This is a genomic window from Borborobacter xinjiangensis (genome assembly GCF_047739745.1).
Taxonomy (GTDB): Bacteria; Pseudomonadota; Alphaproteobacteria; order Rhizobiales; family Rhizobiaceae; genus Pseudaminobacter.
This window is the reverse complement of the sequence record NZ_JBLLVA010000009.1, coordinates 47,579-58,640: the sequence shown is the minus strand read 5'-3', so window position 1 is coordinate 58,640 and position 11,062 is coordinate 47,579. Positions and strand designations below refer to the sequence as shown.

Here is an 11,062-nt window from a genome sequence, read left to right as displayed (position 1 = left end):
AGGAACGGTTTCGTGCCCCCAGGATGATGGATTGGGTGACAGCGCACCACCGCATCTATCGAGGAAAGACCGATGGCGAAGGACCAGCAGGGTAGGCGGAATCTCGTGATCGCCGCAGCGGGAACGGCGGCGGCTTCGGGCATGGCGACGTTTCTGCTGCTGTCCTGGATGCCAGGACTCCCGGAGGGTGCATTGCTCGATCCTGGAAACAGCGATCTCGTGTCGCGAGGAGGCGAAATCTACGCCGAGCACTGTGCATCCTGTCACGGCAGGAGCCTCGAGGGGCATGCGGAATGGCAGGTGCGAGACGCGCAGGGATATCTGCCGGCCCCGCCGCACGACGAGACGGGACACACCTGGCATCATCCGGACAAGCTCCTGTTCGACATCACGAAGTTCGGCGTAGCGGAAGCGGCCAAGCTCGATGATTACCAGGCCAGGATGCCCGCCTTCGAAGGCGTCTTGACAGACGAGGACATCGTTTCCGTGCTGTCTTTCATCAAGGCGCGATGGCCGGAGCAGGTGCGCCAGCGCCACGACGAGATGAACCGCCGCTTCCACCAGCGCCAGAAGGACAGACAGTGACTGACAGCCGGGACTGCCCCTTGACCTTCCACCTGCTGGAAGGAGCACAGTGCCCGCGATGAAGAAAAGGGACAGCGATGCGACAGGCAAGCCAACCTCTCGACCGTTCCATTCTGGCCGCGTTCAGGCATGCGCATGACGCTGGCAGGCTCGATGTCGCCGAGCATCTCCTTTGCGCGCTGGAATGCCTTTGTGGTGAAGCCATCGAGGGAAGCGCCGCCGGGGAGGCGTATCGGATCATCTGCTGCGGGTGCGGGTGCGGGCGCGGGGACGGAAGACCGGAAACCGAATGCGAATGCGAATGCACGAAAGGAAGAAAGCAATGACGAAACGAAATAGGTTCCGATTGACAGCCGTGCTCGCGGGGCTGGCGCTCTCCGCCGCGGTCGGAGTGGACCTGGTTGCGCGGGCCGAGTCTGTCCCGGTATCGGAGCTCCAGCAGCAGACCCATATCCACGGGCTCGCCGTGGATCGCCAGAATCCGGAATACCTCCTGATCGCCACCCATCACGGACTTTTCCGTTCCAGCCCGGACGGCAAGGCGGAGCGCGTCTCGGTCGTGCAGGACTTCATGGGCTTCACGCCGCATCCCTCGGATCCGGGCACGCTCTACGCCAGCGGCCATCCTGCGGACGGAGGGAACCTCGGCTTCATCGCCTCGACCGACGGCGGCGCGAATTGGGAACAGGTGTCGCCAGGCGAGGGCGGTCCTGTCGATTTTCACCAGAGGACAGTGAGCCCGGCTGATCCGATGGTCGTGTACGGTGCATTCGGTGGCCTGCAGGTCAGTCGCGACGGCGGCAAGACGTGGTCCGTCGCCGGACCGTTGCCCGAGCGGCTGATCGACCTCGCGGCCTCCTCTCGGGACGCGGAAACGCTCTACGCCGCCACCGAATCCGGGCTGCTGGTCAGCAAGGATGCGGGGGGCACGTGGGCGGCGGCGGTCGAAGGCTCTCCGGTCAGCCTTGTCGAGGTCACGCCCGAGGGCACGCTCTATACCTTCGTGCTCGGGAAGGGACTGATGCGGTCAGCCGAGGAGCAACTGGACCTCGCTTCAGTCGGGGCCGATTGGGGAGACCGAATCCTACTCCATCTGGCTGTCGATCCGGCGGACAAAGAGCGGATATTCGTCGCGTCGCATGAAGGCGAGATCCTCGCCAGCGATGATGGCGGAGTCACCTGGACCGAATTCGGGCAGTGACGAGTAGCTTGTGCTGCCGCGCGCTGATGGCCAGCGCGGCAGCGAAGCGACCATTCCTCGGATGGGCGTTTGTTCCCCAAGGCGGCGGCGACCATGATCTTGGGCACCGCTGCGCGGGCGAATGGATCTCCATAGAGATCATGAAAGCGGCGATGGGCTGACCGAGGAAATTGCTTACGACGTGCCGGAGCAGGACCTGCGCATCGACATGAGGCGGCTTCCGGCTGTCCCTCGAAGCGGTTTCGTGATGCAGAACGTCTCGCGCGCCTGAGAGGCTTGGCAACGGGGAACGCAGCGCGTCAGGACGGCTCCTTGCCCACACGCGTTTCGACGTTGCCGGGAGCCTGAACTCCATCGAGCAGCATGAGCGCCGCGCCGCATACGATCGCCACATCGGCCAAATTGAACGCTGGCCAATGGTACCCGCCGACGTGAAAGTCGAGGAAATCCGTCACAGCGCCCAACCGGACTCGGTCGACGATATTGCCAATCGCCCCTCCAGATATCAGTCCCAGCGCGGTGGCCACCACTGGCCGAGCGGTGCGCCACATCCACGTCAGAAGGATTCCCACGATAACCAAGCTTGCAAGCACCAGCAGCCACCGCGGCATCCCGCCTAACATGCCGAAGCTGATGCCTGGATTCCGCAGGTAGACGAGGTCAAGCACAGGCAGCACTTCCACCCCGAGCGAGAGCGCATCCATGTTGCCGAGGACGGCTGCCTTCGTGATCTGGTCTGCGGCCAGCGCCATCGAGGCGCACGAGAAGCCGATCAGCCGGGCCTTCATCCTTTTGCGTCCCGCAGGTCGCTCCGCGCATCCCGGATGATCAACCAGGCCGATTGCAGAAACAGGCCCGCGATGATGAAGGCGACGACGAGGTCTGGCCATTGCGTACCCGTCCAGAAGACCAGGCCGGCCGCAAGCACGACCATCAGGTTCCCGATGGCATCGTTGCGGGAAAACAGCCAGACCGCCCGCACGTTCGCGTCGCCTTTCCGGTGGGGGAGCAGCACCGCGGCCGCAGCGACGTTCACCGCGAGGGCGACAACGGCGAATCCGCCCATGAGGAGGGACTCGGGCTGGTGTTCGACGAAGATCCGGTACGCGGTCGAGGCCACCACGCCGAGACCCAGGAGGCCGAGGAACACGCCCTGGAGCAGCGCGGCCTTGGCGCGCGCCGCAAGGCCCCAGCCGACGGCCATCAGTCCAAGGAACGAGATCAGCCCGTCGCCTATGAAGTCGAGCGAGTCGGCCTGCAGTGCCTGCGACCCGGCGACGAAGCTCCCGGCAGCCTCGACGATCCCGTAGCCGACGTTGAGGAGCACCACGATCCAGAGGGCGCGCTTGTAAGCGGGCGTCACGTGCGAGAGATCGGGAATCCTGTCGTCGTTGTCGTCATCCGAGACTTCGCCAACGCGGTTCAGCCGATAGCCCAGGTCGGTCACGGCGGCTTCGACGGCCGGAAGGCGCGCTCCCGGATCGTCGACCGAGAGCTTCATGACCTGGGAGGCGATCGACACCTTCACGTCCCGGACCCCCGCGACGCCGCGCGCCGCCTTCTCGATCTTCGCGGCGCAGGACGCGCAGTCCATTCCAGTCACGTCGTAGCGCACCGCCTCTGTCGACGAAGTTGCGTTGCCGTTGGCCATTGCCGTAAATGCCTCTTTCTGGAACTTGCCAGTTACATATCATTGTGTGGTGATATGTCGAGAGGTGGATAGATGCTCGTAGAGACCCGCCCGGTAGACCTTCAAGCCAAGCTCTTCCGGGGATTCTCCGATCCGTCGCGGCTTTCGATCCTGGAAGTGCTTCGCGGCGGCCCCGCTTCGGTGAGCGACATCGTCGCCAGGACGGGCCTGTCGCAGCCGAACGCCTCCAATCATTTGAGGTGCCTGACCGAGTGCGGCCTCGTACTCGGCCAGCAGCAGGGCCGATTTGTCCACTATCGTCTCAGCGACCCGAGGATAGACAAGCTGATGGCGCTGTCCGACGAGCTAGTCGCAGGTCCCGCCCGCCTGGTCGATTCGTGCGCAAATTATGGTTCGCGAGGATGAACGGCAGCGGCCAGTGCTCCCGTTGAGGAAAGGGCATTGGCCTCAGTGTTCGCTGTCGCACAGCCCGTGATCCGACAGCGCGCGGATGACGTAGCAGTCCCCGACCGTTTCGCCCGTGCAGCAGGTCGCGATCCGCTCGAGCTCCTTCTCCAGACGCCTCAGCTGCGCGATACGCGCCCTCACCGACTGGAGCTGCTCCCTGGCGATCCTGTCGGCGTCGGCGCACGGCTTCTCGGCATGACCGCTGAGGTCGATCAGCTCCCGGATGGATTCGATGGTGATGCCGAGATCCCGGGCGTGCCGGATAAAGGCCAGCCGTTCCAGTTCCTTCTTGCCGAAGCGGCGCTGGTTGCCTTCCGAGCGCTCCGGCGCCTCGAGCAGCCCCATCTGCTCGTAGTACCGGATCGTGGGGACCTTGACCCCGGTTCGCCGCGAAAGGTCGCCGATCGAGAACATGAATTTTCCTCTTGAAGCTCTAGCTGCTAGAGAGATTATGTTCTGCGGACGCAAACGCAAGAGGCCTGTCATGAGCGCGTCCGAAACCTTCCGAAACGACATTCCCGGCGTGATCGCGCCGCCCCCGCTGGTCTTCGCCTGCTTCCTGATCCTCGGGGTCGCGTCCGACCGACACTTCCTGGGCGGATTCAGCTATCTGCCGGAAGTCCTGCGATACGTCCTCGCCCCGGCGCTGGTCCTGGCCGCGCTGGTCTTCCTCGCGGGCGCGCTCGGCGGCTTCCGCAGTGCGCGGACGCGGGCGGAGCCGTGGAAGCCGACCACGGCAATCGTGACGGGCGGGGTCTACCGCTTCACCAGGAACCCCATGTATCTCGGCATGGCGCTCGCCTACGCGGGCATCGCGCTCGCAATGGACAGCGTCGCGGCGCTCGCGCTGCTCGTCCCGGCGGTGCTCGTCAACCAGCATGGCGTGATCCTCCGCGAGGAGCGTTACCTGGAGGCGAAGTTCGGCGGCGAGTACCTCCGCTACAAGACGCGCGTCCGGCGCTGGCTCTGATCCCGAGGAGATGACGAAGATGACCGCCGCCCAGATCAAGACCCGTTACCGCGTCGAGCGGATGGACTGCGCCTCCTGCGCGACCAAGATAGACACTGCCGTTCGCCGCCTGCCCGGCATCGAGGACGTCTCGGTGTCGGTCCCCGGCCGCAGCCTGTCCGTCACGCATGGCGACGGAACCTCGCCCCGCGAGATCATGAAGCAGGTGTCGCGCCTGGGGTATGCCATCGCTCCGGCTGCCAACGGCCAGAAGCCCCACGACGGCGACGACTCCCATCACTCGCACGTCCACGGGGACGAAGAAAGCGGGACGCCATGGTGGCGCACCAGGCGGGCCCTCCTGACCATCGCGTCCGGAGCGGCGCTTCTCGTGGCCTACGCGGTCGGTCTCCTGGTTCCCGGAGCAGGATACTGGGCATTCGTCGCCGCGCTGCTCGTCGGCCTCGTGCCGATCGCGCGGCGCGCAATTGTCGCCGCCACGATGGGCACGCCGTTCTCCATCGAGACGCTGATGTCCGTCGCGGCCATCGGCGCGGTGATCATCGGCGCGGCTGAGGAAGCGGGAATGGTGGTCCTGCTGTTCCTGATCGGCGAAATGTTGGAGGGCGTGGCGGCGAGCCGCGCTAGGGCGAGCATACAAGGCTTGTCGGCCCTCGTGCCGAAGACCGCGCTCGTGGAGCGCGAGGGCGGCACGGTCGAGGTGCCCGCCGACACGCTCGCGGTCGGCTCGGTCATCGTGGTCCGCCCCGGCGACCGCATTCCCGCAGACGGCGAGATCCTGGAGGGCTCGAGCGAGATCGACGAGGCTCCCGTCACCGGGGAGAGCACGCCGAAGCGCAAGAGTGTCGAGGACCCGGTGTTCGCCGGGACGATCAACACCGACGCCGTGCTGCGGATCAGGGTCACAGCCGCCGCCGCCGACAACACCATCGCGCGTGTCATCCGCCTGGTCGAGGAGGCTCAGGAGAGCAAGGCGCCCACGGAGCGGTTCATCGACCGCTTCTCGCGCTACTACACACCCGGCGTGGTGGCCGTGGCCGCGCTGGTCGCGATCCTGCCGCCGCTCGTTGGCGGTGCGGAGTGGGGCACATGGGTTTACCGCGGACTTGCGGTCCTGCTGGTCGGCTGTCCCTGCGCGCTCGTCATCTCGACCCCGGCGGCTGTAGCGGCGGGCCTTGCGGCGGGCGCGCGGCGCGGACTCCTGATGAAGGGCGGAGCCGTTCTTGAGGGATTCGGCAAGATCACCGCGGTCGCCTTCGACAAGACGGGCACGCTCACCGAAGGCAAGCCCGTGGTCACCGACGTCATCGGCTTCGGCCGCTCCGAACGCGAGGTGCTCTCGTTGGCGGCGGCGCTGGAGCAAGGTTCAAGCCATCCCTTAGCGAGGGCGATCCTGGACAGGGCGAAGGCGGACAAGGTTCCCGTTCCCCCTGCGCTGGATTCCGGCGCCATCCCCGGGAAAGGCGTGGTCGGGAGCGTCGGCGGAACGAATGTCTTCCTGGGTTCGCCCGTCGCGGCGAACGACCGGATCAGGCTATCGCCGGAACAGGAAGCGGACATCGTTCGCTTGAACGACGAAGGCAAGACGGTTTCGGTACTCCTCGCTGGCTCCAAGATAGCAGGGCTGATCGCGCTCCGCGACGAGCCGCGGGAGGACGCGAGGCGCGGCATCGAATGGCTGCGCGACGAAGGCATCCGCACCGTTATGCTGACTGGCGACAACCGCCGCACGGCCGAGGCGATCGCCGGAAGCCTCGGCATGGAGGCGCAGGCGGAGCTCCTGCCCGAGGACAAGCAGAGGATCGTGCGTGAACTCCAGGCGGAAGGATTCAGGGTCGCCAAGGTCGGCGACGGCATCAACGACGCCCCGGGACTAGCGGCGGCCGACATCGGCGTAGCGATGGGCGGCGGCACGGATGTGGCGCTGGAGACCGCAGATGCCGCATCGCTCCACGGCCGCGTGATGGATGTCGCCAATATGGTGTCGCTGTCGCGCGCGGTGATGGGCAACATCCGACAGAACATCGCGGTCGCCTTGGGCCTGAAGGCGTTGTTCCTGGTGACCACCGTCCTCGGCATCACCGGATTGTGGCCGGCCATCCTCGCCGATACGGGAGCGACGGTGATCGTGACGGCCAACGCGATGAGGCTGCTGGGTTGGAAAGCGCATCCAGCAGGAGCAGCCTGATGCCGCGCTTGCGCAAGAGCTCTGGTCCTGGCCGAAGACGAATGGCGCGAGAAAGGCAAGGGAACGTTCGGGATGTTCCGCAACCCCACGGCTCACGAGGGCAGGATCAACTGGCAGATGTACAAACAGGACGCCGAGGATCTGCTTTCGCTTGTGTCCCTCGTCCATCGGAGGCTTGACGCCGCCCGCACGCCTCCGCGCGCGTGACAGTGGGGCGTTCGTGAAACAGGTGGTTGCCAGTCACCGCAGGACAAGGGGTCGTTTGCGGGAGGGGGCGGAATCCTACGCTAAGGCTTTGGCCACCGATATTCGCCGGTGAGGTTGATATGCTCCCATCCCAGCGGCGAGACATGGGCCAAGAGATCGGGCGACAGCGGCTTTCCATCGCGTTTCTGGTTGGCGACGACTTCGCCGAGCTTCATGGTGTTCCAGAAGATGATGATGGCGGCGAGCAGGTTCATGCCGGCGATCCGGTAATGCTGGCCTTCGGCGGAACGGTCGCGGATTTCACCCCGGCGATGGAAGCTGATGGCTCGTTTCAGCGCGTGATGGGCCTCGCCCTTGTTGAGCCCGATCTGGGCGCGGCGTTGGAGATCGGCGTCCAGAATCCAGTCGATCATGAACAGCGTCCGCTCGACGCGGCCTACTTCCCGCAGAGCTGTGGCCAGTTCATTCTGCCGCGGATAGGAGGCGAGCTTGCGCAAAATCTGGCTAGGCGCGATGCCTCCGGCTGCAATGGTGGCGGCGATGCGCAGGATATCGGGCCAGTTGCGCTCGATCATGGCCTGATTGATTTTGCCGCCGATCATGGCCCGCAAGTGGGCCGGCGCGGCCGATGGATTGAACGCATAGAGTCGCTTGGACGGCAGATCCCGGATGCGAGGGGCAAACCGGTAGCCGAGAATGGCGCATGCGGCAAAGACGTGATCGGTGAAGCCGCCTGTATCGGCGAACTGCTCGCGAATATGGCGGCCGGCATCGTTCATGAGCAGGCCGTCGAGGATGTAGGGAGCTTCGCTCGCCGTCGCAGGAATCACCTGGGTCGCGAACGGCGCATATTGGTCCGAGACGTGGCTATAGGCTTTCAGACCCGGGGTATTGCCGTATTTCGCGTTGACCAGGTTCATGGCCTCGCCTTGTTCCGTAGCGGCGAAGAATTGCCCATCGCTCGAAGCGGAGGCGCCCATGCCCCAGAACCGGGCCATTGGTAGCGCCGCTTGCGCCTCGACCACCATGGCCAGCGCCCGGTCGTAAGCTTCGCCCTCGACATGCCACCGTCCAATGCGGATCAACTCCCAGAAGGTGTGCGTGTTCGTCGCGTCGGCCATCTTGCGCAGGCCGAGGTTGATCCCTTCCGCAAGGATGACGTTCATCAGCCCGATCCGGTCGGCGCAGGGCGCTCCGGTGCGCAGATGCGTGAACGCTTCGGTGAAGCCGGTCGCTGCATCCACCTCCAGCAGGAGATCGGTGATCCGCGTGGGCGGGATCTGCTTGTAGAGATCGAGCACCAGATCTTCGGCGCCGGTCGGTACGGCAGCTTCGAGCTTCTCGATATGCAGAACGCCGTTTTCGATCGACCCGCCGGGAATCGTGCCGGTGCGCGCGGCGCGGCCCAGTTCGCGTAACCGGATATCGAGGCGAGCTTGCCGATCCGCCAGCCATTCTTGCGGCCGCAATGGCACGGCGAGACGACCGCCTTCCGCGACAGCCTGCGCCGGAACGAGCGCATGCTTCAGGTCGCCATAGCGCCGGGATCGGGCCAACCAAATATCTCCGGATCGGAAGGCATCGCGCAGATGGAACAGCACCGCTATCTCCCAGAGGCGAGTGTCGCCGACCGCCTGGGCACGAAGATGGCGATGCCATTTCGAGCTGGGCCGAAGGAAGCCGGTATGTGCGGCATCGTTCAAGCCAGTACGCAAAGCCATCACCGCTTCGAGAAGCGGGAGCGCGATCGGCGCAGCCCGCAGATCGAGCAGGCGCAACATGCGCGGAGCGTACCGCCGGAACCGATGATAACCGTCGAGTACATGATTGAGAGGATCGTCCGCCATGGTGGCGGTCAGCCGGGTTGCCATTGCAACAAGGGTCTTGAAGCCGTCCCACCCTGATCCGCTCGCGATGACGTCGCCCAGCGGCTGGCCATCATCCTGTGCGTCGACCAGAGCGCCGCCGATTTCGGCGAAGGATTTTAAGGTGTCGCGCACCGCGTTCGCTTCGTCGGCGACTTTCGCTTGGCAAATGCGCTCCGATGCCCGGTAGAGCCTGCCGACGATCCGGTCATGGGTTTCGACCACGGCGTCAGCGAGCATCGCTTGCCATTCCGACGCGCAAACGGCCAGAATCGCAAGCCGCCTGTCTTCCGGAAGATCGCGCATGCCGTCGGCATAGTACCGTTCGCCTTGCCTGCGCAGGCGTGTCATCCGATGAGCAGGAACACCGGCCAGCAGTTCCTCGGGGAGATCGATACGTTGCAGGTATTCGAGCCGGTCGAGCAGCCGGTTGGCTGACGAAGAGTTCGAGCCCGGCTCGAACTGACGCAGCCACACGAAGCGGGTCACCCGATCGTCGGCCGTCTCCTCGAGCAATGCCAGCAACTGTTCCCGGATGGGCACGGACAGCCGACTGGCGATCCTCGTCTCGATCCGCCGCTCGGCATCGACCAGGGCCGTGGCGCAAAGCCGCTCGATCGTCGATGTTGCAGGAAGAACCGTGCGGGTGCGTCGGCACTCCGCCACGAAGCGACGGGCGATATCTTCGTTTGACACCGCCATCTCGGCTTCCCGAAACAGCCAATCCTTCAGCTCGCGCGCACCATGTCCGGAGAAGGTGCGGAATCCGTAGAGCGCCCGCAGTTCGGAAAGATGCTCGTGCCGCGTTTCCTCGCGGGCGGCGTAGTCAACGAGATCGTCGGCAAGCAGGCCGAGCTGTGCTCCGATGAATTCGACGATCTCTGCTGGGATCAGTTCGCCCGGAGCCAGCACCCGGCCGGGCTAGCGCAGGACGCACAATTGCAGGGCGAAGCCGAACCTGTTGTGAGCGCGTCGGCGCAGCCTGATGTGTCCAAGGTCTTCATCACTCAGCGTATAGTGCTTGAGCAAATCCGCCTGCGAGGTCGGCAGGCGCAACAGCGCGTCCTTCTGCCGATCGGTTAGAGTGACGCGACGCGGCATCCATGTTCCTTTTTCAAAATCCGATGATGTTCAAGACGCTTTGTTTATGAAGCTGGTTGAGATACATTTCCAGCGAACAAATCATTCGTGGCCAGCGCCCCCCCCTCAAACCACCGTTTAAGAAACATGCTGATCGGATACGCTCGCATCTCCAAAGCCGATGGCTCCCAGTCCCTCGATCTGCAGCACGACGACCTGCGCGCCGCCGGCGTCGAACAGGACAATATCTATGAGGATCGAGCTTCCGGCGGCCGCGACGATCGGCCCGGACTGGCCGCCTGCCTGAAATCCCTGCGCGACGGCGATGTGCTGGTGGTCTGGAAGCTCGACCGCCTCGGGCGATCGCTCGCTCACCTGGTCAACACGGTGAAGGATCTGTCGGATCGCAATATCGGCCTGCGGGTGCTGACCGGAAAGGGCGCCCAGATCGACACCACCACCGCATCCGGCCGCATGGTGTTCGGTATCTTCGCCACTCTGGCCGAGTTCGAGCGTGACCTGATCCGCGAACGGACCATGGCTGGCCTCGCCGCCGCAAGAGCGCGCGGTCGCAAAGGCGGCCGAAAATTCGCCCTGACCAAGGCACAGGTGCGGCTCGCCCAGGCGGCCATGGCACAGCGCGATACTTCCGTTTCCGATCTGTGCAAGGAACTCGGGATCGAGCGCGTCACTCTCTATCGCTACGTCGGCCCAAAAGGCGAACTCAGGGACTATGGGAAGCGCGTTCTTGGCTTAGCGTAGGATTTCGCCCCCTCCCGCAAACGACCCCAGGATCGCCGTGCGCGATGTGGTGCACAATGCGATTTCCCGACGATGGCTGCCTGCAGATTGCGGCGAGCTTCTAGCA

The 11,062-nt window shown here is 64.7% G+C and carries 11 protein-coding genes and 1 pseudogene; 8 read left to right on the top strand and 4 right to left on the bottom strand.

Annotated elements, in window-relative coordinates:
* Positions 1 to 72 precede the first annotated feature (72 nt).
* From ACLKMW_RS11970 to ACLKMW_RS11960, 3 genes are all read left to right on the top strand, one after another.
* A complete protein-coding gene (locus tag ACLKMW_RS11970) occupies positions 73 to 585 on the top strand; it encodes a c-type cytochrome (RefSeq protein ID WP_415724694.1) in 513 nt (170 codons plus the stop codon).
* Positions 586 to 940: 355 nt separating this feature from the next.
* On the top strand, positions 941 to 1,786 hold the full coding sequence (locus tag ACLKMW_RS11965) for a WD40/YVTN/BNR-like repeat-containing protein (protein ID WP_415724776.1): 846 nt from the start codon (positions 941 to 943) through the stop codon (positions 1,784 to 1,786).
* A gap of 121 nt (positions 1,787 to 1,907) precedes the next feature.
* Positions 1,908 to 2,057 carry a hypothetical protein gene (locus ACLKMW_RS11960; protein ID WP_415724693.1) on the top strand — a complete coding sequence of 50 codons (150 nt, stop codon included), beginning with the start codon at positions 1,908 to 1,910 and terminating at the stop codon, positions 2,055 to 2,057.
* Positions 2,058 to 2,085: 28 nt separating this feature from the next.
* On the opposite strand, the gene lspA is transcribed toward ACLKMW_RS11960, so the two are convergent.
* Together lspA and ACLKMW_RS11950 are read right to left on the bottom strand one after the other, a co-directional pair.
* Complete coding sequence (gene lspA / locus ACLKMW_RS11955; RefSeq protein WP_415724692.1) at positions 2,086 to 2,574, bottom strand: signal peptidase II; 489 nt, start codon at positions 2,572 to 2,574, stop codon at positions 2,086 to 2,088.
* The gene (locus tag ACLKMW_RS11950) at positions 2,571 to 3,437 is read right to left on the bottom strand and encodes a cation transporter (protein ID WP_415724691.1); all 867 of its coding nucleotides are present in this window, start codon (positions 3,435 to 3,437) and stop codon (positions 2,571 to 2,573) included. The genes lspA and ACLKMW_RS11950 overlap by 4 nt, the downstream gene beginning before the upstream one ends.
* Positions 3,438 to 3,509: 72 nt before the next feature.
* Here ACLKMW_RS11950 and ACLKMW_RS11945 point away from each other — a divergent pair, with 72 nt between their 5' ends.
* Positions 3,510 to 3,842, top strand: coding sequence for an ArsR/SmtB family transcription factor (locus tag ACLKMW_RS11945; protein ID WP_415724690.1), 333 nt, complete (start codon positions 3,510 to 3,512; stop codon positions 3,840 to 3,842).
* Between the two features lie 42 nt (positions 3,843 to 3,884).
* Here ACLKMW_RS11945 and ACLKMW_RS11940 read toward each other — a convergent pair whose 3' ends face one another.
* Positions 3,885 to 4,298, bottom strand: coding sequence for a MerR family transcriptional regulator (locus tag ACLKMW_RS11940; RefSeq protein WP_415724689.1), 414 nt, complete (start codon positions 4,296 to 4,298; stop codon positions 3,885 to 3,887).
* 70 nt (positions 4,299 to 4,368) lie between these two features.
* Between ACLKMW_RS11940 and ACLKMW_RS11935 the strand changes: the two genes are divergently transcribed.
* The 3 genes from ACLKMW_RS11935 to ACLKMW_RS11925 are packed head-to-tail and all read left to right on the top strand — an operon-like array spanning position 4,369 to position 7,249.
* Positions 4,369 to 4,854 (top strand): methyltransferase family protein, encoded by a 486-nt coding sequence (locus ACLKMW_RS11935; RefSeq protein ID WP_415724688.1) that lies wholly within the window; start codon positions 4,369 to 4,371, stop codon positions 4,852 to 4,854.
* 19 nt (positions 4,855 to 4,873) lie between these two features.
* Positions 4,874 to 7,042: a heavy metal translocating P-type ATPase gene (locus tag ACLKMW_RS11930; protein WP_415724687.1), complete on the top strand. Its 2,169-nt coding sequence runs from the start codon at positions 4,874 to 4,876 to the stop codon at positions 7,040 to 7,042.
* Positions 7,043 to 7,063: 21 nt separating this feature from the next.
* Positions 7,064 to 7,249, top strand: coding sequence for a TIGR02391 family protein (locus ACLKMW_RS11925; protein ID WP_415724775.1), 186 nt, complete (start codon positions 7,064 to 7,066; stop codon positions 7,247 to 7,249).
* An 80-nt stretch (positions 7,250 to 7,329) separates the two neighbouring features.
* On the opposite strand, the pseudogene ACLKMW_RS11920 reads toward ACLKMW_RS11925, so the two are convergent.
* Positions 7,330 to 10,215: pseudogene (locus ACLKMW_RS11920) on the bottom strand (Tn3 family transposase).
* Between the two features lie 126 nt (positions 10,216 to 10,341).
* Here ACLKMW_RS11920 and ACLKMW_RS11915 point away from each other — a divergent pair.
* Positions 10,342 to 10,956, top strand: a complete 615-nt coding sequence (locus tag ACLKMW_RS11915) for a recombinase family protein (protein ID WP_113946499.1) — start codon at positions 10,342 to 10,344, stop codon at positions 10,954 to 10,956.
* Positions 10,957 to 11,062 lie beyond the last annotated feature (106 nt).